22 protein-coding genes are annotated in these 26,767 nt (G+C 64.1%); 17 read left to right on the top strand and 5 right to left on the bottom strand.

All coding sequences use genetic code 11. The annotated features are described in order from the left end of the window. The first annotated feature begins 14 nt into the window (after positions 1-14). Positions 15-2,294: a phosphoenolpyruvate--protein phosphotransferase gene (gene ptsP / locus PFZ56_RS03940; protein ID WP_102862125.1), complete on the top strand. Its 2,280-nt coding sequence runs from the start codon at positions 15-17 to the stop codon at positions 2,292-2,294. 73 nt (positions 2,295-2,367) lie between these two features. Here ptsP and PFZ56_RS03935 read toward each other — a convergent pair whose 3' ends face one another. After that, the gene (locus tag PFZ56_RS03935) at positions 2,368-3,114 is read right to left on the bottom strand and encodes an NRDE family protein (RefSeq protein ID WP_110594297.1); all 747 of its coding nucleotides are present in this window, start codon (positions 3,112-3,114) and stop codon (positions 2,368-2,370) included. A gap of 123 nt (positions 3,115-3,237) precedes the next feature. Here PFZ56_RS03935 and PFZ56_RS03930 point away from each other — a divergent pair, with 123 nt between their 5' ends. From PFZ56_RS03930 to PFZ56_RS03915, 4 genes are all read left to right on the top strand, one after another. Then, a complete protein-coding gene (locus PFZ56_RS03930; RefSeq protein WP_123389969.1) occupies positions 3,238-4,020 on the top strand; it encodes a sulfite exporter TauE/SafE family protein in 783 nt (260 codons plus the stop codon). An 81-nt stretch (positions 4,021-4,101) separates the two neighbouring features. Beyond that, on the top strand, positions 4,102-4,911 hold the full coding sequence (gene lgt / locus PFZ56_RS03925; RefSeq protein WP_102862122.1) for a prolipoprotein diacylglyceryl transferase: 810 nt from the start codon (positions 4,102-4,104) through the stop codon (positions 4,909-4,911). 46 nt (positions 4,912-4,957) lie between these two features. After that, positions 4,958-5,929, top strand: coding sequence for a thymidylate synthase (locus tag PFZ56_RS03920; protein ID WP_015637397.1), 972 nt, complete (start codon positions 4,958-4,960; stop codon positions 5,927-5,929). Between the two features lie 179 nt (positions 5,930-6,108). Then, on the top strand, positions 6,109-6,696 hold the full coding sequence (locus PFZ56_RS03915) for an undecaprenyl-diphosphatase (protein ID WP_110594299.1): 588 nt from the start codon (positions 6,109-6,111) through the stop codon (positions 6,694-6,696). A 23-nt stretch (positions 6,697-6,719) separates the two neighbouring features. Here PFZ56_RS03915 and cadR read toward each other — a convergent pair whose 3' ends face one another. Then, positions 6,720-7,169, bottom strand: coding sequence for a Cd(II)/Pb(II)-responsive transcriptional regulator (cadR, locus tag PFZ56_RS03910; RefSeq protein ID WP_092308673.1), 450 nt, complete (start codon positions 7,167-7,169; stop codon positions 6,720-6,722). An 88-nt stretch (positions 7,170-7,257) separates the two neighbouring features. Between cadR and PFZ56_RS03905 the strand changes: the two genes are divergently transcribed. The 7 genes from PFZ56_RS03905 (at position 7,258) to PFZ56_RS03875 (ending at position 16,361) form a co-directional block, all read left to right on the top strand. Beyond that, a complete protein-coding gene (locus tag PFZ56_RS03905; protein WP_394304587.1) occupies positions 7,258-9,591 on the top strand; it encodes a heavy metal translocating P-type ATPase in 2,334 nt (777 codons plus the stop codon). Between the two features lie 115 nt (positions 9,592-9,706). Further along, entirely contained in the window at positions 9,707-10,570 is an 864-nt protein-coding gene (locus PFZ56_RS03900; protein ID WP_102881471.1) for a LysR family transcriptional regulator, read from the top strand. Positions 10,571-10,712: 142 nt separating this feature from the next. Further along, the gene (locus tag PFZ56_RS03895) at positions 10,713-11,789 is read left to right on the top strand and encodes a putative 2-aminoethylphosphonate ABC transporter ATP-binding protein (protein WP_110652441.1); all 1,077 of its coding nucleotides are present in this window, start codon (positions 10,713-10,715) and stop codon (positions 11,787-11,789) included. Position 11,790: 1 nt separating this feature from the next. After that, positions 11,791-13,515: a putative 2-aminoethylphosphonate ABC transporter permease subunit gene (locus tag PFZ56_RS03890; RefSeq protein WP_102881195.1), complete on the top strand. Its 1,725-nt coding sequence runs from the start codon at positions 11,791-11,793 to the stop codon at positions 13,513-13,515. 48 nt (positions 13,516-13,563) lie between these two features. Continuing rightward, on the top strand, positions 13,564-14,589 hold the full coding sequence (locus PFZ56_RS03885) for a putative 2-aminoethylphosphonate ABC transporter substrate-binding protein (protein ID WP_170001783.1): 1,026 nt from the start codon (positions 13,564-13,566) through the stop codon (positions 14,587-14,589). A 90-nt stretch (positions 14,590-14,679) separates the two neighbouring features. Further along, on the top strand, positions 14,680-15,813 hold the full coding sequence (locus PFZ56_RS03880) for a TIGR03364 family FAD-dependent oxidoreductase (protein ID WP_170001785.1): 1,134 nt from the start codon (positions 14,680-14,682) through the stop codon (positions 15,811-15,813). Then, on the top strand, positions 15,813-16,361 hold the full coding sequence (locus tag PFZ56_RS03875; protein ID WP_102881192.1) for a phosphonate degradation HD-domain oxygenase: 549 nt from the start codon (positions 15,813-15,815) through the stop codon (positions 16,359-16,361). Before PFZ56_RS03880 ends, PFZ56_RS03875 begins: the two co-directional genes overlap by 1 nt. 125 nt (positions 16,362-16,486) lie before the next feature. On the opposite strand, the gene PFZ56_RS03870 is transcribed toward PFZ56_RS03875, so the two are convergent. Together PFZ56_RS03870 and PFZ56_RS03865 are read right to left on the bottom strand one after the other, a co-directional pair. After that, positions 16,487-17,866, bottom strand: coding sequence for a GTPase/DUF3482 domain-containing protein (locus PFZ56_RS03870; protein WP_170001787.1), 1,380 nt, complete (start codon positions 17,864-17,866; stop codon positions 16,487-16,489). Then, complete coding sequence (locus PFZ56_RS03865; protein ID WP_170001789.1) at positions 17,859-19,238, bottom strand: DUF2868 domain-containing protein; 1,380 nt, start codon at positions 19,236-19,238, stop codon at positions 17,859-17,861. The genes PFZ56_RS03870 and PFZ56_RS03865 overlap by 8 nt, the downstream gene beginning before the upstream one ends. Positions 19,239-19,334: 96 nt before the next feature. Between PFZ56_RS03865 and PFZ56_RS03860 the strand changes: the two genes are divergently transcribed. Next, positions 19,335-19,847 carry a dihydrofolate reductase gene (locus PFZ56_RS03860; RefSeq protein ID WP_110594308.1) on the top strand — a complete coding sequence of 171 codons (513 nt, stop codon included), beginning with the start codon at positions 19,335-19,337 and terminating at the stop codon, positions 19,845-19,847. Positions 19,848-19,903: 56 nt separating this feature from the next. Here the strand turns inward: PFZ56_RS03860 and PFZ56_RS03855 are convergent, their stop codons facing one another. Continuing rightward, the gene (locus PFZ56_RS03855; RefSeq protein WP_102881188.1) at positions 19,904-21,295 is read right to left on the bottom strand and encodes an L-cystine transporter; all 1,392 of its coding nucleotides are present in this window, start codon (positions 21,293-21,295) and stop codon (positions 19,904-19,906) included. 240 nt (positions 21,296-21,535) lie between these two features. On the opposite strand from PFZ56_RS03855, the gene PFZ56_RS03850 reads away from it, so the two are divergent. The 4 genes from PFZ56_RS03850 (at position 21,536) to PFZ56_RS03835 (ending at position 26,738) form a co-directional block, all read left to right on the top strand. Beyond that, on the top strand, positions 21,536-22,591 hold the full coding sequence (locus PFZ56_RS03850; protein ID WP_110594309.1) for a haloacid dehalogenase-like hydrolase: 1,056 nt from the start codon (positions 21,536-21,538) through the stop codon (positions 22,589-22,591). Between the two features lie 383 nt (positions 22,592-22,974). After that, the gene (locus tag PFZ56_RS03845; RefSeq protein WP_240322051.1) at positions 22,975-24,375 is read left to right on the top strand and encodes an MBOAT family protein; all 1,401 of its coding nucleotides are present in this window, start codon (positions 22,975-22,977) and stop codon (positions 24,373-24,375) included. Continuing rightward, positions 24,362-25,513: an SGNH family hydrolase gene (locus PFZ56_RS03840; protein ID WP_170001791.1), complete on the top strand. Its 1,152-nt coding sequence runs from the start codon at positions 24,362-24,364 to the stop codon at positions 25,511-25,513. The genes PFZ56_RS03845 and PFZ56_RS03840 overlap by 14 nt, the downstream gene beginning before the upstream one ends. A gap of 1 nt (position 25,514) precedes the next feature. Beyond that, the gene (locus PFZ56_RS03835; RefSeq protein WP_170001793.1) at positions 25,515-26,738 is read left to right on the top strand and encodes an SGNH/GDSL hydrolase family protein; all 1,224 of its coding nucleotides are present in this window, start codon (positions 25,515-25,517) and stop codon (positions 26,736-26,738) included. Positions 26,739-26,767 lie beyond the last annotated feature (29 nt).

Here is a 26,767-nt window from a genome sequence, read left to right as displayed (position 1 = left end):
TTCGACCCCGAGCCATGCTCAATACGCTGCGCAAGATCGTCCAGGAAGTTAACTCCGCCAAGGATCTCAAGGCGGCGTTAGGGATTATTGTATTGCGCGTCAAAGAGGCCATGGGCAGCCAGGTCTGCTCGGTCTACCTGCTGGACCCGGAAACCAACCGTTTTGTGCTGATGGCCACCGAAGGCTTGAACAAGCGTTCCATCGGCAAGGTCAGCATGGCCCCCAACGAAGGCCTGGTGGGCCTGGTGGGCACGCGGGAAGAGCCCCTCAACCTGGAAAACGCCGCCGATCACCCGCGTTATCGCTACTTCGCCGAAACCGGTGAGGAGCGTTATGCCTCGTTCCTCGGCGCCCCGATCATTCACCATCGCCGCGTAGTCGGTGTTCTGGTCATCCAGCAGAAAGAGCGCCGCCAGTTCGATGAGGGCGAAGAAGCCTTCCTGGTGACCATGAGCGCGCAACTGGCCGGGGTGATCGCCCACGCCGAGGCCACCGGTTCGATCCGCGGCCTGGGGCGTCAGGGCAAGGGTATTCAGGAAGCCAAGTTTGTCGGCGTGCCAGGTTCCCCCGGCGCCGCGGTAGGTAGCGCGGTGGTGATGTTGCCACCGGCTGATCTGGATGTGGTCCCGGACAAATACATCACCGACATCGACGCTGAACTGGCGCTGTTCAAGACCGCCCTGGAAGGGGTGCGCGCCGATATGCGGGCGTTGTCGGAAAAACTCGCGACCCAACTGCGTCCGGAAGAGCGCGCGCTGTTCGACGTCTATCTGATGATGCTCGACGACGCCTCCCTGGGCAGCGAAGTGAAGACCGTGATCAAGACCGGGCAATGGGCCCAGGGTGCGTTGCGCCAAGTGGTCACCGATCACGTCAACCGTTTCGAACTGATGGACGACGCCTACCTGCGCGAGCGCGCCTCGGACGTCAAGGACCTGGGGCGGCGGCTCCTGGCCTATCTGCAGGAAGAGCGCCAGCAGACCCTGGTCTACCCCGACAACACCATCCTGGTCAGTGAAGAACTGACCCCGGCCATGCTCGGCGAAGTGCCGGAAGGCAAGCTGGTGGGGCTGGTCTCGGTGCTGGGTTCGGGCAACTCCCACGTGGCCATCCTGGCCCGGGCCATGGGCATTCCCACGGTGATGGGCCTTGTCGACCTGCCGTATTCCAAGGTCGATGGCATCCAGATGATCGTCGACGGCTATCACGGCGAGGTCTATACCAACCCCAGTGACGTGCTGCGCAAGCAGTTCGCCGATGTGGTGGAAGAAGAGCGGCAACTGGCCCAGGGCCTGGACGCATTGCGCGACCTGCCTTGCATCACCCCTGATGGCCACCGCATGCCGCTGTGGGTCAACACCGGCCTGCTGGCCGATGTGGCCCGGGCGCAGAAGCGCGGTGCCGAGGGCGTAGGCCTGTATCGCACCGAAGTGCCGTTCATGATCAACCAGCGCTTTCCCAGCGAGAAAGAACAGCTGGCGATCTATCGCGAGCAGTTGGCGGCCTTCCATCCGCAACCGGTGACCATGCGCAGCCTGGACATCGGTGGCGACAAGTCGCTGTCGTACTTCCCGATCAAGGAAGACAACCCCTTCCTCGGCTGGCGCGGCATCCGCGTGACCCTCGACCACCCGGAAATTTTTCTGGTGCAGGCCCGGGCCATGCTCAAGGCCAGCGAGGGCCTGAACAACCTGCGCATCCTGCTGCCGATGATTTCCGGTATCCATGAGCTGGAAGAAGCCCTGCACCTGATCCACCGTGCCTGGGGTGAAGTCCGCGATGAAGGCACTGACGTGCCCATGCCGCCAGTGGGGGTGATGATCGAGATTCCGGCGGCGGTGTATCAGACCCGGGAATTGGCGCGCCAGGTGGACTTCCTCTCGGTGGGCTCCAACGACCTGACCCAGTACCTGCTGGCGGTAGACCGCAACAACCCGCGGGTCGCCGACCTCTACGACTACCTGCATCCGGCCGTGCTGCAAGCGCTGCAGAACGTGGTGCGTGACGCCCACGCCGAAGGCAAGCCGGTGAGCATCTGTGGCGAAATGGCCGGTGATCCGGCGGCGGCGGTGCTGTTGATGGCCATGGGTTTCGACAGCCTGTCGATGAACGCCACCAACTTGCCGAAAGTGAAGTGGATGCTGCGTCAGATCAACATGAGCAAAGCCAAGGAACTGCTGGACGAGATGATGACCATCGACAACCCGCAAGTTATCCACAGCTCGCTGCAATTGGCGCTGAAGAAACTCGGCTTGGCACGGATGATCAATCCGGCTTCGAGCAAGACCCTGTAATCGAAGTATTTGCTTCGCCAGCCAGCCGACTCCTACAACGGCCTGTGTAGGAGCCGGCTGGCTGGCGAACGTTTCACACTTTCAGCTCGACCTCTCCCAGATGCCCGCCATAAGGGCCAAAACTGCGCTCCAGCAGATGCCGCGAGCCGTCCGCGTTGACGATCAGCGCGGTGCTGGCGCGGGTGCCGTAGCTGGGGCTGGCGATGAATACGCTGGACAGCAGGCTTTCCGTAGCCAAACCCACTCCGGTGTCCGGCAGTTCGGCGAAGGGCGCGGTGTGCGGATCGCTGAGTAACGCCAGCAGGGCCTGGGGTTGTGGATTGGACAGCACTTCCTGCAGCGCGGCCTTGGCCTTGAGCAGCTTGGGCCACGGCGTATCGAGCCCGGCATTGGACAGGCCGTAGACGCCGGGCTTGAGCAATTGCGGTTGCACATCCTGGGCGTTGTAGTGCCACAGTTGCTCTGCTGTGCCCAGCAACAGGTTGAACCCGGCGTACTCCACCGAGCGGCCCACCACATCGTGCAGATAATCTTCCAGGGCTACGTCGCCAGCGAGAAAGCGCGCCACCAGTTCGCCCCGGGAGCGTCGTGCCGGGGGCTGATGCGGGTTGCGGATATTGGTCAGGGCGGCAAAGCGGCCATTGGCACCGACACCAAGCCAGGTGCCTCCCGCCTCCAGGTCGCGTCCGGCGTGGATCTGCGGCGACTCCGGCCATTGCCCCAGGGGCAGGCTGGGCCGGGCGTAAAACTCGTCACGGTTGGCCGCGACGATCAGTGGCTGAGCATGACCTGGCCGCCAGGCGAATACGATCAAGCACATTAAGGTGGCCCCCTGTGTGTTTTTGCCCACTTTACGCACAGATCCAATGGGTATCCATCGCCATCCAGTGGAGTCCGGGGCGGCGCATCCGTTACCATGCCGGTCTTATTTTCGGATGCTCCCATGGAATTTCTGCTCTATCTGCTGCTGGGCGCCTGTGCAGGTGTGCTGGCCGGGCTGTTCGGCGTGGGCGGCGGGATCATCATTGTCCCGGTGCTGGTGTTCAGTTTCACCCTGCAAGGCTTCGATGCCTCGGTGCTGACCCATCTGGCGGTCGGCACTTCTCTGGCCAGCATCATCTTTACCTCGGTCAATGCCGTTCGCGAACACCATCGCCGTGGCGCGGTGCGCTGGCCGATCTTCGCCTGGATGGCCCTGGGCATCCTGCTGGGGGCCGGTTTCGGCGCGCTGACCGCCGAAGCGATTTCCGGCCCGCACCTGCAAAAAATCATCGGTGTCTTCGCCCTGGTGGTGGCCTTGCAGATGACCCTGGAGCTCAAGCCCAAGGCCAGTCGCCAGGTGCCCGGCAAGCTGGGGCTGGCGGCGGCCGGCGGTGTGATCGGCTGGGCTTCGGCGATCTTCGGCATTGGCGGCGGTTCGCTGACCGTGCCGTTTCTCACCTGGCGCAGCGTACCGATGCAGCAGGCGGTGGCTACATCCTCGGCGTGCGGCTTGCCCATCGCCCTGGCCAGCGCCTTAAGTTTCATGATTCTGGGCTGGCATGATCCGCAGCTTCCGGCTCATAGTCTCGGCTTCGTTTATTTGCCGGCGCTGCTGGGCATTGCCCTGACCAGCATGGTGTTCGCCCGTATCGGTGCGCGCATGGCCCACACACTGTCGCCACGCCTGTTGAAACGCTTGTTCGCCGCGCTACTGTTCTGCGTGGGGATCAGCTTCCTGTTCTGAGTGGTGACGCAATCCTGGCTTAATCCTGGGCTGGCAGTTTGCCCCGGGACATTTGAGTTCTAACCCTTACGAGGAGTCGCAATGCTGCCTTACCCGCAGATTGATCCGGTAGCGCTGGCCATCGGCCCGCTGAAAATCCACTGGTACGGCCTGATGTACCTGATCGGCATTGGCGGCGCCTGGTTGCTGGCGTCGCGCCGGCTGAACCGTTTCGATCCGACCTGGAGCAAGGAGAAGCTCTCGGACATGGTGTTCTGGATGTCCATGGGGGTGATCGTCGGTGGGCGACTGGGTTACGTGCTGTTCTACGACCTCAGCGCCTATCTGGCCAACCCGACCCTGATCTTCGAGGTATGGAAGGGCGGCATGTCGTTCCACGGCGGTTTCATCGGAGTAATGCTGGCGGCCTGGTGGTTTGGCAAGCGCAACAACAAGACTTTCTTCGAACTGATGGACTTCGTCGCGCCCATGGTGCCAATCGGCCTGGGTGCCGGGCGAATCGGCAATTTCATCAACGCCGAGCTGTGGGGCAAACCCACCGACGTGCCATGGGCGATGATCTTCCCGCCGTTCAGCGATCCGGCGCAGTTGCCGCGTCATCCGTCGCAGTTGTATCAGTTCGCCCTGGAAGGCGTGGCGTTGTTCCTGATCCTGTGGCTGTTCTCGCGCAAACCCCGGCCGACCATGGCGGTTTCCGGTATGTTCGCCCTGTTCTACGGGATCTTCCGTTTCATCGTCGAGTTCGTCCGGGTGCCGGACGCACAGCTGGGCTACCTGGCGTGGAACTGGCTGACCATGGGTCAGGTTCTGTGCGTGCCGATGATCCTCGGCGGCCTGGGACTGATCTGGCTGGCTTATCATCGCGCTCCGGCCCAGAGCGCGGCGCAATAAATTCGAATCCCGGGGCGTGCCCCGGGTTCAAGGATGCAGGTAATTCATGAAGCAATATCTTGATCTGGTGGCCCACGTCATCAACAACGGCACCAAGCAGGCCAACCGCACCGGTGTGAACACCATCAGCTTTCCCGGGGCCATGCTGCGCTACGACCTCAAGGAAGGTTTCCCGGCCATCACCACCCGCAAGATGGCCTTCAAGTCGGCCATCGGCGAAATGGTCGGCTTCCTGCGCGGGGTGAACAACGCCGCCGAGTTCCGTGCCCTGGGCTGCAAGGTCTGGGACCAGAACGCCAACGAAAACGCTCAGTGGCTGGCCAACCCGTTCCGCCAGGGCGATGACGATCTGGGCGAGATCTACGGCGTGCAGTGGCGCAAGTGGCCGGCCTACAAGCAGATCAAGACCAGCAACCAGGCCGCCATTGACCTGGCATTGAGCCAGGGCTACCGGCAGATCGCCGCCGGCGAGGAGGACGGCCAGGGTTACGTGGTGCTGTACAAGGCCATCGATCAGGTACGCCAGTGCGTTGACACCATCATCAACGACCCGGGCAGCCGGCGAATCCTGTTCCACGGCTGGAACTGCGCGCAGCTGGATGAAATGGCCCTGCCGCCGTGTCATCTGCTGTACCAGTTCCACCCCAATGTCGAGACCCGGGAAATCTCCCTGACCCTCTACATCCGCTCCAACGACCTGGGGCTGGGGACGCCGTTCAACCTCACCGAAGGCGCCGCGCTGCTGAGCCTGATCGGCCGCCTGACCGGCTACACGCCGCGCTGGTTCACCTATTTCATCGGTGATGCCCACGTCTACGAAAACCACCTGGACATGCTCAACGAACAGCTCAAGCGCGAGCCGTTCCCGATGCCCAAGCTGGTGATTTCCGAGCGCGTGCCGGAGTTCGCCAAGACTGGCGTCTACCAGCCTGAATGGCTGGAACTGATCGAGCCGAGCGATTTCTCCCTGGAAGGCTACGAACACCACGCGCCGATGACCGCGCCGATGGCGGTTTAAGTCTTTTAGCGACTGCACCCAGGGGCCGCGCGGCCCCTGTCGATTTCCCCCGATATCTTTATCGACCTTTGCCCGGGAGCTCTTCCGGGCATTGCCCTGCCTGCCGGGCGTCAAGGCTCTCAGGAGTGGTCCGGGAAAGCCTGGACGTCGTCCTTTTGACGTTGATCGCGAGCCCCTGAATGGAAGAACTCAACCGCAGCCTGTTCCTGGCCATCAATGCCAGCGCCGAGGCATCGCTGCCGATGCGTGAACTGGCGATTTTTCTCGCCCAGTGGGTGGTCCTTTGTGTCCCGCTGCTGCTCCTGGTGCTCTGGGTCTTTGGCGAGCGCCGGCAGAAAATGATCGTCCTGCTGGCGACCTCGAGCATCGTGGTCGCCCTGGCCTGCAACCTGGTGATCCGTGGCCTGTGGTTTCATCCGCGGCCCTTCATGCTGGAGTTGGGGCAGAATTTCCTCGCCCATGCGCCTGGAGCCTCTTTCCCCAGCGACCACGCCAGCGGCATGTTCGCCATGGCTTTTGCCCTGATCCTGGCGTCCTTGCGCAAGACCGGGCTGGTCATGTTGGCCTTGGCCGTGCTGGTGAGCTGGGCGCGGGTCTACCTGGGCGTGCATTTCCCCTTCGATATTCTTGGCGGTTGCCTGGTGGGTTTGTTCAGCGCATGGCTGGTACGCCTGGGCCTGGCCTGGCGACAGCTGGATCAGCGTCTGCTGGATGTACTGGAGTTTGTGTATCAGCGACTGCTGGCGGCGGGACGCCGGGGTTCCTGAAACCACGGCGCCCAGCCCCAGGCTCAATGCCCGTGGCTGCGGCCGACGTGGGATGGCTCGGCCTCGCTGGGGGCCACCGAGCCGCTGACTTCCAGGCGCTGGAGGATGCCGCAGTGATCCAGGTCCGGCCCTTCGCTGCAGCGCTGGCGCAGGTCCAGCAGTTGTTCCTGGAGCACCAGTAGCCCGTCGATGCGCGCCTTGACGTGATGGATGTGCTCGTCGATCAGGGCGTTGACGCTGGCGCACTGGCCTTCGGGGCTGTCCCGCAGGTTGAGCAGGCTGCGGATTTCCTCGAGGGTCATGTCCAGGCTGCGGCAGTTGCGGATAAAGGTCAGGCGCTCGGTGTGGGCCTGGGTGTAGAGGCGGTAGTTGCCTTCGCTGCGGGCCGGTTCCGGCAGCAGTCCTTCGCGCTCGTAGTAACGGATGGTCTCGACCTGACAGTCGGTGAGTTTCGCCAGTTCGCCAATCTTCATTGCCGTCGTCTCCGAATGGGTGCTTGACCCTATAGTGGCTACAGGGTGTTCACTTGGCAACAAGCACCTTTATACGGACGCGACCCCTATGAGCGACTCCATTCACAACCCGCGCAAACCCGACGCCCAGCACGCCCATGCTGATCACGATCACGATCACGATCACGATCACGATCACGATCACAGCCATGCCCCTGCCTCTGCGGGCAAGCTGCAGCCGGTCAAGGCGCATGATCACGCCACCCACGGTGCCTCCTGCTGCGGTTCTGCCGGCCCGGCGCCGTCCAAGGTCACCCTGAGCGAAACACCGACTGCCGGCGCGCGTCTGAGCAGCTTCCGCATTGAAGCCATGGATTGCCCCACCGAGCAGACCCTGATCCAGAACAAGCTGGGCAAGCTGGCGGGGGTTCAGGCGCTGGAGTTCAACCTGATGAACCGCGTGCTGGGGGTGACCCACGACCTGTCGAGCACGACGCCGATCATCGAAGCGATCAAATCCCTGGGCATGCACGCCGAGCCTCTGCAGCAGGACGGCGCCGAAGTCGCGCCTGCCGCAGCGCCGGTGAAGAAAGCCTGGTGGCCGCTGGCCCTGTCCGGTATCGGCGCGCTGGCCGCCGAAGTCATTCACTTCACCAATGCCGCCCCCGACTGGGTCGTGGCGCTGGTGGCCCTGGTGTCGATCCTCAGTGGCGGCCTGGGCACCTACAAGAAGGGCTGGATCGCCCTGAAGAACCGCAACCTGAATATCAATGCGCTGATGAGCATTGCCGTGACCGGTGCCGTGCTGATCGGCCAATGGCCGGAAGCGGCGATGGTGATGTTCCTGTTCACCGTGGCCGAGTTGATCGAGGCCCGCTCCCTGGACCGGGCGCGCAACGCCATCAGCGGCCTGATGCAGATGACCCCGGAACAGGTCACGGTGCAGCAGGCGGACGGCAGCTGGAGCGAACTGGAGGCGAAAAACGTCGAACTGGGCGCCCGCGTGCGAGTTCGCCCGGGAGAGCGCATCGGTCTGGACGGCGAGGTCGTGTCCGGCAGCTCCACCATCGACCAGGCGCCAATCACCGGTGAAAGCCTGCCGGTGGAAAAGACCGTGGGCGACAAGGTGTTCGCCGGCACCATCAACCAGGCCGGTTCCCTGGAATATCGCGTGACCGCCGCCGCCAACAACTCGACCCTGGCACGGATCATCCACGCCGTGGAGCAGGCTCAGGGCGCTCGGGCGCCGACTCAGCGCTTCGTCGATACCTTCTCGAAAATCTACACCCCGGCGGTATTCGCCTTTGCCCTGGCCGTGGCGCTGATTCCGCCGCTGTTCATGGGGGGCGTCTGGTTCGACTGGATCTACCGCGCCCTGGTGTTGCTGGTGGTGGCTTGTCCCTGTGCCCTGGTGATCTCCACCCCGGTGAGCATCGTCAGCGGCCTGGCGGCTGCGGCCCGCAAGGGCATCCTGGTCAAGGGCGGGGTCTACCTGGAGGGCGGTTACAAGCTCGACTACCTGGCCCTGGACAAGACCGGCACCATCACCCACGGCAAACCGGTACAGACCGATTTCCTGTCCCTGGACCCGTTGGCGCAGGACACGGCCCCGGCCCTGGCCGCGAGCCTGGCGGGACGTTCCGATCACCCGGTGTCCCTGGCCATTGCCCAGGCGGCTGTGGATAAACAGCTGGCCATGCACCCTGTGGATAACTTCGAAGCCCTGACCGGGCGCGGAGTGCGCGGCGAAATCAACGGTCAGCTGTATCACCTGGGCAACCACCGCCTGGTGGAAGAGCTGGGCCTGTGCTCCCCGGCCCTGGAGGAAAAACTCTTCGCCCTGGAGAAGCAGGGCAAGACCGTGGTCCTGTTGCTGGACAGCAATGGCCCCCTGGCGCTGTTCGCCGTGGCGGACACGGTCAAGGAATCCAGCCGCGAAGCCATCCAGCAGTTGCATGAGCTGGGGATCAAGACCCTGATGCTCACCGGCGACAACCCTCACACCGCCCAGGCCATTGCGGCCCAGGTGGGCATCGATCAGGCCCGGGGCGACCTGTTGCCCACCGACAAGCTGCAAGCTATCGAGGCGTTGTATGCCCAGGGGCATCGGGTGGGCATGGTGGGCGACGGCATCAACGACGCTCCGGCCCTGGCCCGGGCCGAGATAGGTTTCGCCATGGCCGCGGCGGGCACCGATACGGCCATTGAGACTGCGGATGTAGCGCTGATGGACGACGATCTGCGCAAGATTCCGGCTTTTATTCGCCTGTCGCGCCAGACCTCGGTGGTGCTCAAGCAAAATATCGCCCTGGCCCTGGTCATCAAGGCGATCTTTCTTGGGGTAACCTTTGCCGGGCTCGCCACCATGTGGATGGCGGTGTTTGCCGACATGGGCGTCAGCCTGCTGGTGGTATTCAACGGCCTGCGCCTGCTGCGCAAATAGGCCACCGTAGCGGCAAGCAACAAGCAACTGAGGGGAGAACCAGAGTGATGAACTCACACGCACCGGCTTCAGCTTGCGGCTTGCCGCTCAAAGCTTGCAGCTGCGGCAAGCCGCCATGCTGAGTGCCGAGCTGAAGGCTTTTTACATGGTCGCCCGCCTGGGCAGCATCACCCTGGCGGCGAAGAAGCTTGGCCTCAGTCAGCCGACGGTGACCACGCAGATCCGCAACCTGGAAAGCCAGTATTCGGTGGAGCTGTTCTACCGCGGCGGTCGGCGCCTGAGCCTCAGCGACGAAGGCACGCGCCTGCTGCCCATGGTCAAGGACCTGTTGCAGCAGGAGGCTGACATCGAGTTCTTCCTGCGCAACAGCGGGCAGGTGCAGGGCACATTGCGCATCGCTGCCACCGCGCCGTACTACATCCTCGATCTGGTGAAGACTTTCCGCGAGCGATTGCCCCAGGTCGAAGTGTCGGTGGAGATCGGCAACTCCCAGCAAGTCCTCGAAGCCCTGGAAGACTACCGGGTGGATGTGGCGGCCTCCTCGCAACTGCTGGAGGATGCGCGGCTGATCCGCCGGGTATTGGGCAGCGATCCGCTGGTGCTGGCGGTGCATCGCAACCACCCCCTGGCGGCGCTGGATCACGTGCCGCTCAATGCCCTGGCCGGGCACACCCTGTTGATGCGTGAGCCGGGCTCCACCACCCGCAGCCTTACTGAAACCTTGCTCAAGGATGCCCACGTCAGCTTTGGCCCGCTGCTGGAAATCGGCAGTCGCGAATCGATCCGCGAGGCGGTGCTGCGCAATATCGGCATCAGCATCATTGCCCGTCAGGAAGTGCCCCACGATCCGCAACTGCGGGTCCTGACCATCGAGCATGCCCCGCAGATCGTCGAGTACCTGTACTGCCTCAAGGAGCGCAAGAACGCGCGCCTGCCCGCGGCCTTCCTCGGCCTGGCCCAGGAAATGGCTCCCGCCTGAAAGACCTGCATCGGCGCAGCACCTGACTGACAGGTTGAACCAAAATCCCTGAATACCACTATCGGTCGTTTTTGCCTTACTGCCATATGGCCGACGCATTACAACTCTAGGATTTGCCTCATCTGCTAGATGAGGTCCGTCCATGAACCACTCCACTGCAACTGCCCTGAGCAACCCCGGCGCGCCGATGAAGGTGCGGGGTATCCAGAAGCGTTTTGGCGCCTTCACCGCCCTGGACAACGTGTCCCTGGACGTCGCGGCCGGCGAGCTGGTGTGCCTGCTGGGCCCGTCCGGCTGCGGCAAGACCACACTGCTGCGCTGCATCGCCGGCCTTGAGCGCCAGGACCAGGGCGAGTTGTACCTGGGGGATCGGGACGTTTCGCTGCTGGCGCCACAAGCCCGGGATTACGGCATCCTGTTCCAGTCCTACGCGCTGTTTCCCAATCTCACGGTGGAAGCCAACATCGCCTACGGCCTGGCCGGTAGCGGCCGTGAGGAAGTGCGCAAGCGTGTGGCACAGATGCTGGAACTGGTCGGGCTGACCGGCAGCGAGAAGAAATACCCCGGCCAGCTGTCTGGCGGCCAGCAGCAGCGCGTCGCCCTGGCCCGTGCCCTGGCGCCGTCACCGTCGCTGCTGCTGTTGGACGAACCGATGTCGGCCCTGGACGCCCGGGTCCGCGAGCACTTGTGCACCGAGCTGCGCCAGCTGCAACGGCGTCTGGGGATCACCACCCTGATGGTCACCCACAATCAGGACGAGGCCATGTTGATGGCCGACCGCATCGCCGTGATGAACAACGGCAAGGTCGAGCAGTACGCCACGCCCCAGGAAATCTACGATCGTCCGGCTACGCCCTTCGTCGCCGAGTTCGTCGGCCAGGGCAACTGGCTGCCTTTTAGCCGCAACAGCGACAGCCACGCCCAGGTCGGCGGGATGAATGTGCGCCTGGCCGACGATTCGGCCAAGGCCGCTTCGGGTCGCCTGTTCTGCCGTCCGGAAGCCATCAGCGTGAACCCGCCGGTGCATGAGGAAAACCTGTTTCCGGCCAAGGTCCGCGAGATCACCTTCCTCGGTAATCGCTGCCGCATGAGCTTCGAACTCAATGAGTTGCCGGGGCATGCACTGCTGGCCGAGCTGTCCCCGGAAGCCATGCCGCGCCTGGGCGCCCAGGACATCTGGGTGGCCTTACCGCCGCGCAGCCTCCAGGTGTTTGCCTAAGATGAGCGTGCCAATGTCCCTGCCGCTACCTGCCAAGCGGGCGCGCCAGGCTTCTCGTGCCGAGATCGGCGACCGTATCTTTGTCGTCGGCGGCAAGGTTCTGCTTCTGCTCCTGCTGGGTGTAGCGGTGCTGTTGCCCCTGTTGGCGATCTTCTGGCGCGGTTTCAGCGCCGAGGCCGGGCAGGGCGGTGGCTGGCTGGCGGCCCGTGAACTGGTGGCCAGCGACAACTTCCACTGGTTGCTGGGCAACAGCCTGAAAGTCTCCCTCAGCGTGGCCGCCATCGTGGTGCCCCTGGCTTATCTGTTCGCCTACGCGCTGCAACGCACGCTGATTCCCGGCAAGGGCTTGTGGCGTGGTCTTTCACTGTTGCCGCTGATGGCGCCGTCGATGCTGCCGGGCATTGCCCTGGTCTATCTGTTCGGCAACCAGGGGATGCTGCGTGGCCTGTTCGCCGAGAACATCTACGGCTTCTGGGGCATCGTCCTCGGCGAAGTCATCTACACCTTTCCCCATGCCCTGATGATCCTGCTCTCGGCCCTGTCCCTGGCGGATGCGCGGCTGTTCGATGCCGCATCGAGCATGGGCGCCAGTCCCGCCAAGGCCTTTCGCAGCATCACCTGGCCGGCCACCCGGCAAGCGGTGTTCGCCGCGTTCTGCCTGGTGTTCACCCTGACCATCACCGACTTCGGCGTGCCGGTGGTGGTGGGCGGCGACTATCAGGTATTGGCCCTGGAGGCCTACAAGGCGGTGGTGGGCCAGCAGCAGTTCGGCCGCGGCGCCTTGATCGGCATGGTGTTGCTGCTGCCGGCGTTGTTCAGCTTCGGCGTCGATGCCTGGTTGCGCCGTCGTCATGGCGACTCCATGAGCGGTCGTGCCCAGGTGTTCAAACCGGCGCCGTCGCGGCTGCGCGATGGTTGCTACCTGGCCATCGTGCTGCTGATCTGCGCGACCTTGCTGCTGGTGTTCGGCATGGCGGTGTATTCCTCCCTGGTGAAGTTCTGGCCCTACAACCTGTCGCTGTCGCTGAACCACTACCAGTTCAACGACACCGCCGGTGGCGGCTGGCTGGCCTACCGCAACAGCCTGACCATGGCCCTGTGCACAGCGTTGATCGGCAGTGTGGTGATCTTCACGGGGGCCTACCTGATGGAGAAAACCAGCGGCCAGCGTGGCCTGAACCTGGCGTTGCGCATGCTCAGCTTCGTGCCGATGGCGGTGCCCGGTTTGGTGCTGGGCCTGGGCTACGTGTTCTTCTTCAACCTCAACGGCAATCCGCTGCATGTGTTCTACGGCAGCATGGCCCTGCTGGTGGTGTGCACCATCGCCCACTACCTGACCACCGCGCAGATGACTGCCACCACCGCCCTGCGTCAGCTGGATGCCGAGTTTGAGGCCGCCGCGCTGTCGCTCAAGGCGCCGCTGTACCGGCACTACCTGCGGGTTACCGTACCGATCTGCCTGCCGGCGTTGCTGGACATCGTGCGCTACCTGTTCGTCTCGGCCATGACCACGGTGTCGGCAGCGATCTTTCTCTACAGCCCCGACACCATCCTCGCCGCCGTGGCCGTGCTGAACATGGACGACGCCGGCAATGTGGGCGGCGCTGCGGCGATGTCGACCCTGATCCTGTTCACCTCGGCCGGCGTCTCGCTGCTGCTGGCCGGGGCTTCCCGCGGGCTGTTGCGCCGCTCCCAGGCCTGGCGGCAAAGCGCCCCGGGCCACTGATTTCCTGCTCACTCACCCTCTGATCTGCACTCACTAAGGAACCGCACCATGTTCAAGCCCCTGGCTCTTGCCGCTGCCGTCCTCTCTGCTGTCAGCCTGAACGCCTTTGCTGCGAAAACCGAACTGACGGTCTACACGGCCCTTGAAGCCGAGCAATTGAAGTCCTACAAGCAAGCCTTCGAAAAGGCCAACCCGGACGTGGAGATCAAGTGGGTGCGTGATTCCACCGGGATCATCACCGCCAAGCTGCTGGCGGAAAAAGCCCGGCCACAAGCGGACGCGGTCTGGGGCCTGGCGGCGTCCAGCCTGGCGATCCTCGATCAGCAGGGCATGCTGCAAAGCTACGCGCCCAAGGACCTGGGCAAGATCGGCCCGAACTACCGCGACGCCGCCAACCCACCGGCCTGGGTCGGCATGGACGTGTGGGCCGCGACCATCTGTTTCAACACCGTGGAGGCCGAGAAGCAGGGCCTGACCAAGCCGGTGAGCTGGCAGGACCTGACCAAGCCCGAGTACAAGGGCAAGATCGTCATGCCCAACCCGGCGTCTTCGGGCACCGGCTTCCTTGACGTCAGCGCCTGGCTGCAGACCTTCGGCGAGAAACAGGGTTGGCAGTACATGGACAACCTGCACCAGAACATCGGCCAGTACGTCCACTCCGGTTCCAAGCCGTGCAAGCTGGCCGCCGCCGGCGAGTTCCCGATCGGCATTTCCTTCGAGTACCCGGCCGTGCAGCTCAAGCGCCAGGGCGCGCCGCTGGACATCATCCTGCCCAAGGAAGGCCTGGGCTGGGAAATCGAAGCCACGGCAGTGATCAAGGGCACCCCTCATGAAGAGGCGGCGAAGAAGCTCGCCGACTTCTCCGCCAGCCCCGAAGCCATGGAGCTGTACAAGGAAAACTTCGCTGTCCTGGCCCAGCCGGGTATCGCCAAGCCGCAGACCGAACTGCCAGCGGACTACGAGCAGCGCCTGATCAAGAATGACTTTGCCTGGGCCTCGAAGAACCGCGACCAGATCCTCGCCGAATGGCGCAAGCGCTATGACGGCAAGTCGGAAAAGGTTGCCAAGCAGTAACCGATCAATCGCTTTCGCCGGCCAGCCGCTTCTACCGGGTTTGTAGAAGCCGGCTCGCCGGCGAAGGCGCTTCCCACCAGGACACCACTCATGACCCATCACAGCGATCTACTGATCGTCGGCGCCGGCATTCTCGGCCTGTCCCACGCCTACGCGGCTGCCAAACGCGGTCTGCGGGTGCGAGTTTTCGAGCGCAGCGCCACACCCCTGGGGGCTTCGGTGCGCAACTTCGGCCAGGCCCTGGTCACCGGCCAGCCACCGGGCCGCATGCTGGAGCTGGCCCGTGCCAGCCGCGATATCTGGGCCGACTGGCAGCAACTGGCCGGCTTGCCACTCAAGCGCAACGGTTCTTACCTGTTCGCCCGCAACGAAGCCGAAGAGCAGTTGCTGGAGGCCTTCTGTGCCGGCCGCGCGCGCGAGCACGGCTACCGCGTCGAGCTGCTTCAGGGCGCGGCGCTGAATGATCTGTACGGCGGTCAATTCCGCCATCACCGGGCGGCGTTGCACGGTCTGGACGACCAGCAACTGTATTCCCGGGAAGCCATCCCGCTGTTGATCGACTACCTGCGTCGCGACCTGGGGGTGCAGTTCCACTTTTCGACCCTGGTGCGTGACATCGAGCCGGGGCAACTGCACAGCACCGCTGGCCGCTTCCACGCGCCACGCATCGTGCTGTGTTCGGGGCACGATTATCAGACCCTGCTGGCCGAGCAGATCGCCGCCTTGCAACCGCAGATCTGCCGCTTGCAGATGCTTCGCGCCCGGCCCCAGGTCAACCTGAACCTGCAACATGCGTTGCTCACCGGGCTCAGTTGCGTGCATTACGGCGCCTTTGCCGATCTGCCGGAAGCGGCCGCCGTACAGGCGCAGATCCTGCGTGAAGCGCCACACCTGCATGAGCACGGCATCCATTTGCTGATCAGCCCGACCCCTTATGGTGAGGTGATCATCGGCGATTCCCATGATTACGGCAGCGATCCGTCGCCTTTCAATGGCGAACAGGTGGATAACTGGTTGATCGAGCTGGCCGAGCAGACCCTGGGCTGCAAGGTCCAGGTGGTGGAGCGCTGGCAGGGCGTCTATGGTGCTCGCGGGCCCAGGCCGTTCTCCTTCCTGGAGGCGGCACCCGGGGTTCATGTGGCGCTGATGCACACCGGGGTCGGCATGAGCGTCGGTCCGGCCATGGCCGAGGGCAATATCGTCCGGGTACTGGAGGAGGCGTGATGAGTCGCCAGCAAGTGATTGACGAGGTTTTCGGCCTGTACGAGCGCTTTGGCGATGACGACTACATCGGCGAGCCGGTGTCGCAGATCGAGCATATGTCCCAGGCGGCGCAGTTGGCCCTGGCGGAAGGTTATGACGACGAAGTGGTGCTGGCGGCGTTCTTCCACGATATCGGGCACATCTGTCAGCAGGATGCCGAGAACATGGGCGGTTTTGGCGTGGTCAGCCATGAGCGCCTGGGGGCCGATTATCTGCGCCGGGCGGGCTTCAGCGAGCGCCTGGCACGACTGGTGGAATACCACGTCCAGGCCAAGCGTTACCTGACGTTCAAGGAGCCGGGGTACTACCAGCGGCTGAGCGAGGCCAGCCGACGCACCCTGGCGTATCAGGGTGGGGTGATGAGCGCGGCAGAGGCGGCGGCCTTTGAACTCGACCCGCTGTGTGCGTTGAGCTTGCGCATGCGTCACTGGGACGAGCAGGCTAAGGAAATGTGGGTGCCGGTGATGGACCTGCAGATCCTCAAGGACAAGGCCTTGGCGCTGCTTTGATCGTGGTTCAGGCTTGGTTTTTGTAGCCGCTGCCGCAGGCTGCGAACGGCTCCGCAGGAGGCGCCGCTTTTGGGAGTGTTGAAGGTCCTGCGGCCCTTGGCGCAGCCTCGCGGGCTCGGCAGCGGCTACAGCAGATGTTGAGCCAGGGCCTCGATCTGCTCCTGGCGCTCGGCCTGGCTCAGGCGCGCATGGGGATTGAGCGACGACCACTGCGGATGAGCCCGAGCCTTGCTCAAGGCTGGCGGCAACTTGCCCTCGCGCCAGCTCTTATCCTCCGGCGTGGCCAGGCGGATGCTGTCCATGGCCGCGTGCCCGCGCAGGTTCAGCGCCTGCACCAGCTGCCGCTGACGCAGGGCCAACAGCCGCAGCACGCTGTCGTCCACGGTCAATTCGCGCTGGCCCTTGAGCTTGCCCAGCAGGCGACTGCCATAACTGCGTGCGGTCTGCAGCGCGCCGCCGGCAATGGCCCCGGCCAACGCCGCGGCGCCCAGGGTCAAGCCGCCCACCAGCAGATCCACGCCGGCCCCGGCCGCCGCGCCCGCGGCGATCCCACCACCGACACGCACCCCCAGTTGCTTAAGGGTTTCCGGGTTGAACAGGTCGTCGCCCCAGCGCCCGCCCAGCAGCGGCAGATCGCTGGCCGAGGCGTCCTGAGGGCGAAAAGCGTAGAGCTTGAGCAGGGCTTCGACGCAGCGTTGTTCACGCTGGCGAATCGCCTGACGCAACTCGCTGATGGCTTGCTGTTCCTGCTGAGTGTCGCTGGCTACGCTGCGGCGGCAGGCGGCGCAGTCCACCAGCAGTTCGGCAATCAGCCGCGCCGCACTTTGCTGGCGCACCAGGCGTTGGGCCTGCTGGTCGTCGATCAGCCGTTGCAAGGCCGGGCGCGCATGCTCCAGCAGCAGGGACAGGCTTTCATACAGGCGCCGTTCGCCGTCTTCCGGTGGCGCCACGCTGTCGAACCGCACCAGGGCGTGCAGTCCCAGGCGGGCCAGGGCTTCGCGCCAATCGCCTTCACGCTGCTCGGCGCTGCTGACGAAGTTCAGCACCGGCAGCAGCGGCTTGCCGCAGCCGCTCAGCACTTCCAGCTCATCCCGGTACTTGGCCAGCACCGGTTCCCGGGCGTCGATCACATAGAGCCCGGCGTCCGAGGCCAGCAGCTGGCGCAGGACCTTGGCTTCCTGCTCGAAGCGTTGCCGAGCCTCGCTGCCGTCGAGAAAGCGTGCCAGCCGGGCCGGGCCGTCCAGGCGCTCGCCCGGGCGTTCCAGGCGCTCCAGATAGTCCAGTAGGGCGATGGCGTCTTCCAGGCCCGGGGTGTCGTAGAGCTCCAGCAGGGGCTGGCCATCCACCGACAGGCGGGCGCCCTCCACATGCCGGGTGGTGCTGGGGCGGTGGGAGACTTCGCCAAAGTCCACGTCCCGGGTCAGGGTGCGCAGCAGCGAGGTCTTGCCGACGTTGGTGTGGCCGACCACCGCCAGTTTCAGCGGCTTTTGGCGAGCATCAGTCATGACCGGTCTCCAGCCAGTTGAGGGGCGCGCAATCGGCGAACGGCAGCTCCAGCTGCTGCAGGGCGGTGTGCCAATCGCCCAGGCGGTCGGCATCCAGGGCCTGGCCGGGCGGAGCTTGCAGCAGCCAGACCCGGGTGGCCGTGGCGCTGCGGGCCAGTTCGGCGATCAGTCCCAGGCTGCCGCGATCCGGCGAGCGTCGCGGATCGCAGGCGATCACCAGGCGCGCCGGGGGGAAGCGGCTCATCTGTTCCAGCAGGCGGTTGCGCGACTCGCGGCTGTCGAGGATGCCGGCATTCTTGACGCTGTCCGGCAGTTGCGGTGGCCAGGGGCGCTGCTCGTCCAGCTCGATGGCCACCAGCAAGGCGCCGCTGCTGTCCTGGGCGCTGACGCCGCCTTCGACGCGATGCAGTTGCTCGGGTGCCGCATCGTTGACCCCAAGGCGTTCGCTGCTGGGCATCAGGCGTTCACGCAACTGGCTGTAGCCCGGCAGCTTGAGGTCCAGTTGCAGGCGGGCCAGACCGTGTTTCCAGCGCCAGCGGCAGAACAGCATCAGCACCAGGCGTGGCAGTACGCCGTAGATCACCACCAGCACCACCAGCCAGATGGCCCAGGATTGGCGGACCAGCTCGGTGTTGTAGACGTCCCGGGTGCTGGCCTGGATGCTCGCCAAGCTCGGCGCGCCAAAGCCCAGGCCACGGGGCAGGGCACTCAAGGTGTTGGTAATGGCCACGAAGGCATCGGCGCCCAGCAGGGTGCTTTCCCAGACAAAGCTGTAGCGGTGGGTGGTCAGCAGCAACAGCAGCATGACCACGGCGCTGAACAGGGCCAGGCACCACAGGCCGTTGACCAGGGCGCCCAGGGCCCAGCGATTGAGCTTGCGCCGCTGCAGCAACAGCAACAGGGCCGGTGGCAACTGCGCGGCTTTGGCGTCGCGGGAGAACTTTTCACTCAGCCATAGCCACAGCCGGCCCAGGCTGGCGCTGTGCTCGCCGGCGAACAGCAGACCGATCAGCCAGCTCAGCAGCAGGATCAGGTTCAGGCCCAGCAGGCTGCCCAGGGCCCAGAACACATTGACCGGTTGCTGGGTGTTGCCCAGGGCGCTGAAGGCCAGGCCGGCACCGCTGAGGACCGCCAATACTGCCAGCATCAGCAAGGCCAGGCGTGCGCCTTGCAGCCAGTGCAGCAAAGCGCTGTGCAGACCGTCGCGCTGGGCCAGCCACAGGGCACGGGTCTGGATGCGGGTCGCCAGGTCGCCGCCCTGGTTGCGGGCCAGGCGGTTGGCTTCCTGATCGTCCAGTGGCCCGGCGTGCTCCTCGCGCAGGCGCACGGTTTCGGTCAACCACAGTCGTTGCAGGGGAGTCAGTGCAGTCACGCGTCATTCCATCGCTTTAAAGTGCGCTGAGCATAACTGCTGCAGCGGCGGTCGGGTGAAGTTGCCAGGCTTGGGCCCTCTGGTATCCTCGCCGGCATGAAAAAATCTCTCCCTCTCAGCCTGATCGCGGCCCTCGGTGAAAACCGCGTGATCGGCGTCGACAACAGCATGCCCTGGCACTTGCCGGGGGATTTCAAATACTTCAAGGCCACGACCCTGGGCAAGCCGATCATCATGGGGCGCAAGACCTGGGACTCCCTGGGCCGGCCCTTGCCGGGGCGGTTGAATATCGTGGTCAGTCGTCAGACCGATCTGGTGCTCGAAGGTGCCGAGGTTTATCCGTCATTGGCGGCCGCGGTGGCCCGGGCCGAGGAGTGGGCCCTGGAGCAGGGGGCCGACGAGCTGATGCTGATAGGCGGCGCGCAGCTCTATAGCCAAGGCCTGGAGCAGGCCGATCGTCTGTATCTGACGCGGGTGGCCTTGAGCCCGGAAGGGGATGCCTGGTTTCCAGCATTCGATCTGGACCAATGGCAGTTGGTGTCGGATGTGCCGAATCCGCCGGAAGGGGACAAGCCGGCGTACCGCTTCGAGGTGTGGGAGAAGCGTTAAGCGCTTCGCCGGCAAGTCGTCCCTCGTCGGGGGTGGCTTGCCGGCGAAGAGGTCAATCAAGCCTGAGCCAGTTCCGCGTGCTCATCGGCGTCCAGCAACGCCTTGTCGGTTTGCTGCATCACTTGGCTGGTGATGGCGCCGGCGGTCATCGAACCGCTGACGTTCAACGCCGTGCGGCCCATGTCGATCAGCGGCTCCACGGAAATCAGCAACGCCACCAACGACACCGGCAAGCCCATGGCCGGTAGTACGATCAGTGCGGCGAAGGTCGCGCCGCCGCCTACGCCGGCCACGCCCGCGGAACTCAAGGTCACGATAGCCACCAGGGTGGCGATCCACAGCGGGTCCAGCGGGTTGATGCCCACGGTGGGGGCAACCATCACCGCCAGCATGGCCGGGTACAGGCCGGCGCAGCCGTTCTGGCCGATGGTGGCGCCGAACGAAGCGGCAAAGCTGGCGATGGACTGGGGAATGCCCAGGCGCCGGGTCTGGGCTTCGATGCTCAGGGGAATGCTCGCAGCGCTGGAGCGGCTAGTGAAGGCGAAGGTCAGCACCGGCCAGATCTTGCGGAAGAAGCGCAGCGGGTTGATCCCCGCCAGGGCCACCAGCAGGCCGTGGACCACGAACATCAGGCCCAGGCCGAGGTAGGACACCACCACGAAACTGCCGAGCTTGATGATGTCCTGCAGGTTGGAACCGGCCACCACCTTGGTCATCAGCGCCAGCACGCCGTACGGGGTCAGCTTCATCACCAGGCGCACCAGGCGCATCACCCAGGCTTGCAGGGTGTCGATGGCGTTGAGCACTTTCTGCCCTTTGTCGGCATCATCCTTGAGCAGCTGCAGCGCCGCGACACCGAGGAAGGCGGCGAAGATCACCACGCTGATGATCGAGGTCGGCTTGGCCCGGGCCAGGTCGGCGAAAGGGTTCTGCGGGATGAACGACAGCAGCAACTGCGGCACGTTGAGGTCGGCGACCTTGCCGGCGTAATCGCTCTGGATCACTTGCAGGCGGGCCATTTCCTGGGTGCCGGCCACCAGCCCTTCGGCCGTCAGGCCGAACAGGTTGGTCAGGCCGATGCCCACCAGCGCTGCGATGGCGGTGGTGAACAGCAGGGTGCCGATGGTCAGGAAGCTGATCTTGCCCAGGGACGAGGCGTTGTGCAGGCGGGCCACGGCGCTGAGGATCGAGGCGAACACCAGTGGGATCACGATCATCTGCAGCAACTGCACGTAGCCATTGCCCACCAGGTCGAACCAGCTGATGGAGGCCTTGAGCACCGGGTGGCCGGCGCCGTAGAGGCTGTGCAGGGCGATGCCGAAGACCACGCCCAGCACCAGGGCCAGCAGGACCTTCTTGGCCAGGCTCCAGGTGGTGTGGCGGGTTTGTGCCAGGCCCAGCAGCAGGGCCAGGAACACCAGCAGGTTGAGGATCAGCGGCAGATTCATTGGGGCTCCGATAAGACGTGTGTCAATCGCGGCTCAGGGCGATTGCGAACCGGCAAGCCTAACAGCTTGAAATCTATTGAATTAATAACGATATCGCATGGCAACTGTCGTTTTTGGAATAAGCGGCTGACGCTCAGGCGCATGTGGTTGGCGCTCTCGGGACGCAAGCGGTCGCGTAGAGACGGGAACTGTCACAGGGATTTGTTAGCGTCGAACCTTTCACTCAGGGAGAAACCGCAGATGAAGTTCGCGCCGAAATTTCTAGCCGTTGCACTCTGCCTGGGCCTTGCCGGCCAGGCCTTCGCTACCGAGTTGAAGCACTGGCCGCAGGAGCAGGCCAAGCAACTGGACGCGATGATCGCGGCCAACGCCAACAAGGGTAACTTCGCGGTGTTCGACATGGACAACACCAGTTACCGCTACGACCTGGAAGAGTCCCTGCTGCCCTTCATGGAAAACAAGGGGCTGATCACCCGCGAGAGCCTCGACCCGTCGCTGAAACTGATTCCGTTCAAGGACACCGCCGAGCACAAGGAAAGTCTGTTCAGCTACTACTACCGCCTGTGTGAAATCGACGACATGGTCTGCTACCCCTGGGTGGCGCAGGTGTTCTCCGGCTTCACCCTCAAGGAACTCAAGGGCTACGTCGACGAGCTGATGGCCTCCGGCAAGCCGGTGCCGAGCACCTATTACGACGGTGACGTGGTCAAGACCATCGAGGTCAACCCGCCCAAGGTCTTCACCGGGCAGACCGAGCTGTACAACAAACTGATGGAGAACGGCATCGAGGTCTATGTGATGACCGCCGCCTCCGAAGAGCTGGTGCGCATGGTCGCCTCCGATCCCAAGTACGGCTACAACGTCAAGCCGCAGAACGTGATTGGCGTGACCACCCTGCTCAAGGACCGCAAGACCGGCGCCCTGACCACCGCGCGCAAGCAGATCACCGACGGCAAGTACGACGAGAAAGCCAACCTTGGCCTGGAACTGACGCCTTACCTGTGGACCCCGGCCACCTGGATGGCGGGCAAGCATGCGGCGATCCTGACCTACATCGACGAGTGGAAGAAACCGGTGCTGGTAGGTGGCGACACCCCGACCAGCGACGGCTACATGCTGTTCCATGATGTGGACGTGGCCAAGGGCGGCATCCACCTGTGGATCAACCGCAAGGACAAGTACATGACCCAGCTCAACGGCATGATGGCCAAGCACGCCGCGGCCCAGGCCAAGGAAGGGCTGCCGGTGACGGCGGACAAGAACTGGGTAATCGTCAAGCCCGAAGACATCCAGTAATCCTGCCTCTACACCGCCCCTCTGTAGGAGCCGGCTTGCCGGCGAACAGGCCTTTGGGTCTGGCGCCGTCCTCGCGGACGCTTTCGCTGGCAAGCCAGCTCCTACGGTAAACCGATCCGCCAAGCCGCTTTCATCCGTAGGAGCCGGCTTGCCGGCGAAGAGGTCCTTGGATCTGGCATCGCCCTTGTGGACGCTTTCGCTGGCAAGCCAGCTCCTGCAAGGGGTGCCTGTCGTCCGGTGCGGAGCCGGCGTCCGCAATAGGCGGAGAATGTTTCAACTTGTGACTGCCAAACCCCCTCTGCCATAATCGCGCCCGTTTCCACTCCTCCTGCCTGCTCTCCCTGTGCCGGGTTTGTCCCCGTCTGCACGTAATGGACTACGTTGTGAGCTATCTCTCGATCGAATTCGGCCTCTGTTTCATCCTGTTCTTCATTCTTTATTGGGGGTTGGGCTTCAGCCTGCGCCTGCAGAACGGCCTGCTACTGGCCGCCAGCTACGCGATCCTCGCCAGCTTCAGCCTGAACTTCCTCTACATCCTGCTGGGCTATACGGCCCTGGTGTATCTGCTCGGCCTGTTGAGCCAGCGTTACCCCGGGCGGGGCTGGGTCAATGGCCTGATGTTGCTGCTGGTGCTCGGGGCCTTTTACCTGTTCAAGTACCAGGACTTCTTCACCAGTACAGTGCAGAACGCCTTCGCCCAGTTCGGTATGGAAGTGTCGTTGCCACTGCTGGAGGTGCTGTTGCCGGTGGGGCTGTCGTTCTATGCCTTCCACTCGGTCAGCTACCTGGTGTCGATCAACCGTCGAGAGCTGACGCCGGGTTCGCCCTTCGACCTGGCGCTGTACCTGGCGTTTTTCCCCAGCCTGATTGCCGGTCCGGTGAACCGGGCGATCCCCATGCTGGAACAGATCAACCCGCCGCAGTTGCGTCAGGTGCTGGAGCCGCAACGGGCCCTGGGCCTGATCGCCGTGGCGGTGGTCAAACTGTTCTTCCTCAGCTCGTGGCTGGCCAATGAATGGGTCGACCCGGTGTTCGACAGCCCGGTGGCCTTCTCGGCCGAGCAGATCCTGCGGGCGGTGTACGGCTATTCGTTCCTGATCTACTTCAACTTCAGCGGCTACACCGATCTGGTGACCGGTATCGCCCTGTTGCTGGGCTTCCGTCTGCCGTTGAACTTCAACTACCCCTATGCGGCGCGCAACCTCAAGGAGTTCTGGGGGCGCTGGCACATCAGCCTGTCGACCTTTATCCGTGACTACGTGTACATCCCGCTGGGGGGCAACCGGGGGCCGGTGTGGCGTGGCAACCTGAACATGCTGCTGGCGATGCTGATCTCTGGCCTGTGGCACGGCGCCAGCGCCAACTTCATTATCTGGGGCGCGCTGCACGGCGTTGGCCTGGCGCTGTACAAACTGTGCAGTCCGTTGCTGGCCCGGGGGCCGAGCTGGATCGGCTCGGACCTGATGGCTCGCCTGCTGACCTTCCACTACGTGGCCTTTGCCTGGATCTTCTTCCGCTGCGCGACCTTGTCCGACGCCATGGACATGCTCAGTGGCCTGGGCGGCCTGTCCTTCAGCGGGCTGGCCAGCAGCGCCTTGAGCCTGTTGGGCTGCCTGTTGTTCGTCGCCTTCTACCCACGGATCGTGGCGCTGCTGCAGCGCCTGTTCGCCGCCGCCACCGGCTTGCCATGGCTGTTGTATCCAGTGCCGCTGGGGCTGTTCATCTGCGTAGTCATCTTCGCCTCACCGTCGGGCGTGCCGGGGTTCATCTATGCCAGTTTCTAACCGTTCGCCCTTATCGGTCAGCCTCGGCAGCGCAGCCAAGGTGTTCTATGCCCTGGTGGTGACCAGCCTGTTACTGGTGTGGTTCAACCAGCAGTCGATCCGTCTCTACTGCCAGCAGAAGTACCACGATGACTGCGAGATCCCGGGGCTGTCGCAGAACCCGCAGTGGCGCTTTGGCGCACAGCTCAACCAGGCCCTGGAAAATGCCCGGGTGGCCTTTGTCGGCAGCTTTGCCGCAAGCGCCGACCTGAGCCTGGTGGCCCAGGCTGAAGCAGCCGCGGACGAAGAGCCTGCGCCGTTGCCGAAGGTCGCGGCTGCGCCGGCCCCCGAGCACCCGCCGCTGAGTGCTGCGCACGCGGCACCGACCCATACGGCCACCCAGGCTCCTGTCCCGCCCCCGGTGCATCCGCAGCCAGTGGCCGTGGCTCCCGTGGTCAGCCATCCGCCTCAGGTCGAGTCGGGACGCACGGCGCCGCTGATGGCCAGCCTGGCCACGGGGGATGAGGTGTTCTTCGTCGGTGATTCCTTGATGCAGGGCGTGGCGCCGCACATGGCCAACACCTTGCGCAAACGCTACAACGTCAAGAGCCTCAACCTCAGCAAGCAGAGCACTGGCCTTGCCTACCCGAGCTTCTTCAACTGGCCCAAGACCGTTGAGAGCACCTTGGCCAGCAACCCCAACATCCGCCTGATGGTGATCTTCCTCGGTCCCAACGATCCGTGGGACATGCCGGTGGTCAAGGGCAAACCGTTCCTGCGTTTCAAGACCCCGGACTGGGAAGCAGCCTATCGCCAGCGCATCGATTCGATCCTCGACACCGCCCAGGCCCACAATGTGCAAGTGATCTGGGTCGGTCCGCCGAACATGGAGAAGCCCAAGCTGTCTACGGCCATGGCTTACCTGAGCGACCTGTACAAGAGCCAGATCGAGCGCTATCAGCAGCATTTCGTCTCGGCCAACGAGATTCTCGGCTACCAGAACGACGAGTTTTCCTATTACCGCACCACCGGCGATGGCAAGAAGGTCAAGACCCGGGTCGACGACGGTATTCATTTCACCACCACTGGGCAGAAGCTGATCGCTGAGCGTGTGATCTCGCTGATCAACTTTCCCAGTCAACAATTGACGGAGCACTGATATGGGGCGACTGCAAGGCATTGCGCTGTTGCTGGGCATTACCTTGCTGAGCAGTTGCAGCCCGACCACCGAGGTCCAGGCCACTCCGGCCTCGGCCCTGGCCCGGTCCGGGAGCGGAACCAAGAAAGTCGTGACCACCGGCACCGACCCGAACCTGGCACTGCTGGCGCGCAAGTTCAGCACCTCCAACCGCACCCCCATCAACATCGTGCAACTGGGTGACTCCCATACCGCCGCCGACCTGTTCAGCGGCGAGATGCGCCGTCTGCTGCAAGCGCAGTACGGCGATGGCGGCATTGGTTTCGTGGCGGCCACACCGGTTCCCGGCACCCGCTATGAGCGAGTGATCCTCGGGGCTGCCAAGCGCCAGTGGTCCCTGGTATCGGCGCGCAACCAGCAGAGCAACCAGTTTCCCCTGGGCGGTTACCTGTCGCTGCCGATGACCCCGGGGGCGCGGGTGCATATCGCCGAGCGCCAGCCGAGCAACCAGCAGTACCGCATTTCCGCGCTGTACCAGGCGTCCAGCAACAGCACCCTGACTGCTCGGGACAACCTCAACAAAAGCAGCCGCATGCTGGCCGCCACCGGGGGCCAATGGCGCTTCAGCCCGCCGTTCAACAACCTGACCCTGCCGCTGGACTTTAACGTGGCCAACAACCAGGGCCTGGCCCTGGGCGGCTGGAACATCCTCGGGCAGAAGAGCGCCGGGGTGATCTACTCCTCCCTGGGCATCAATGGCGCGCGCCTGGACGTGCTGGACAAGTGGCAGCCCGGCTGGCTGGAAACCCTCAAGGCCCTGCGCCCAGACATGGTGGTGCTGGCCTATGGCACCAACGAAGCCTTCGATGACGATCTGGATCTGCAGCTGTACCGCAGCCAGTTGCAGGAAAAGGTCAGGCTGCTGCGCAAGAACCTGCCCAAGACCGTGATCCTGCTGGTGGGGCCGCCGGACTCCATCAAGCGCCGCAATGCCGGCAGCTGCGCGGCTTCCCAACCGCAACCGCTGCGGCAGATCGTGCAGATCCAGAAGGACGTGGCGAAGACCAGTCGCACGCTGTTCTGGGACTGGCAGGCGTTCATGGGCGGGGATTGCTCCATCAGCAAATGGCAGGGCAGCGACCTGGCGCGCAACGACCTGGTGCACCTGACCGCCGACGGCTATCGCAAGAGTGCCGATGGCCTGTACCGCTTCCTGCGCGGGCAGTTGGGCGAACGCATGCCCTGAGAACCCGGAACCGGCTCCTATGCTGGCGC

It is taken from the genome of Pseudomonas danubii, assembly GCF_042980055.1.
Lineage (GTDB): Bacteria > Pseudomonadota > Gammaproteobacteria > Pseudomonadales > Pseudomonadaceae > Aquipseudomonas > Aquipseudomonas danubii.
Note: the sequence above shows the minus strand (reverse complement) of the source record. Positions and strands in the feature narration are given on the sequence as shown.

Bases quoted from the DNA above. Each gene is read 5' to 3' on its own strand.
- ptsP (WP_102862125.1), top strand. From the start codon at position 15: ATGCTCAATACGCTGCGCAAGATCGTCCAGGAAGTTAACTCCGCCAAG.
- PFZ56_RS03935 (WP_110594297.1), bottom strand. From the start codon at position 3,114: ATGTGCTTGATCGTATTCGCCTGGCGGCCAGGTCATGCTCAGCCACTG.
- PFZ56_RS03930 (WP_123389969.1), top strand. From the start codon at position 3,238: ATGGAATTTCTGCTCTATCTGCTGCTGGGCGCCTGTGCAGGTGTGCTG.
- lgt (WP_102862122.1), top strand. From the start codon at position 4,102: ATGCTGCCTTACCCGCAGATTGATCCGGTAGCGCTGGCCATCGGCCCG.
- PFZ56_RS03920 (WP_015637397.1), top strand. From the start codon at position 4,958: ATGAAGCAATATCTTGATCTGGTGGCCCACGTCATCAACAACGGCACC.
- PFZ56_RS03915 (WP_110594299.1), top strand. From the start codon at position 6,109: ATGGAAGAACTCAACCGCAGCCTGTTCCTGGCCATCAATGCCAGCGCC.
- cadR (WP_092308673.1), bottom strand. From the start codon at position 7,169: ATGAAGATTGGCGAACTGGCGAAACTCACCGACTGTCAGGTCGAGACC.
- PFZ56_RS03905 (WP_394304587.1), top strand. From the start codon at position 7,258: ATGAGCGACTCCATTCACAACCCGCGCAAACCCGACGCCCAGCACGCC.
- PFZ56_RS03900 (WP_102881471.1), top strand. From the start codon at position 9,707: ATGCTGAGTGCCGAGCTGAAGGCTTTTTACATGGTCGCCCGCCTGGGC.
- PFZ56_RS03895 (WP_110652441.1), top strand. From the start codon at position 10,713: ATGAACCACTCCACTGCAACTGCCCTGAGCAACCCCGGCGCGCCGATG.
- PFZ56_RS03890 (WP_102881195.1), top strand. From the start codon at position 11,791: ATGAGCGTGCCAATGTCCCTGCCGCTACCTGCCAAGCGGGCGCGCCAG.
- PFZ56_RS03885 (WP_170001783.1), top strand. From the start codon at position 13,564: ATGTTCAAGCCCCTGGCTCTTGCCGCTGCCGTCCTCTCTGCTGTCAGC.
- PFZ56_RS03880 (WP_170001785.1), top strand. From the start codon at position 14,680: ATGACCCATCACAGCGATCTACTGATCGTCGGCGCCGGCATTCTCGGC.
- PFZ56_RS03875 (WP_102881192.1), top strand. From the start codon at position 15,813: ATGAGTCGCCAGCAAGTGATTGACGAGGTTTTCGGCCTGTACGAGCGC.
- PFZ56_RS03870 (WP_170001787.1), bottom strand. From the start codon at position 17,866: ATGACTGATGCTCGCCAAAAGCCGCTGAAACTGGCGGTGGTCGGCCAC.
- PFZ56_RS03860 (WP_110594308.1), top strand. From the start codon at position 19,335: ATGAAAAAATCTCTCCCTCTCAGCCTGATCGCGGCCCTCGGTGAAAAC.
- PFZ56_RS03855 (WP_102881188.1), bottom strand. From the start codon at position 21,295: ATGAATCTGCCGCTGATCCTCAACCTGCTGGTGTTCCTGGCCCTGCTG.
- PFZ56_RS03850 (WP_110594309.1), top strand. From the start codon at position 21,536: ATGAAGTTCGCGCCGAAATTTCTAGCCGTTGCACTCTGCCTGGGCCTT.
- PFZ56_RS03840 (WP_170001791.1), top strand. From the start codon at position 24,362: ATGCCAGTTTCTAACCGTTCGCCCTTATCGGTCAGCCTCGGCAGCGCA.
- PFZ56_RS03835 (WP_170001793.1), top strand. From the start codon at position 25,515: ATGGGGCGACTGCAAGGCATTGCGCTGTTGCTGGGCATTACCTTGCTG.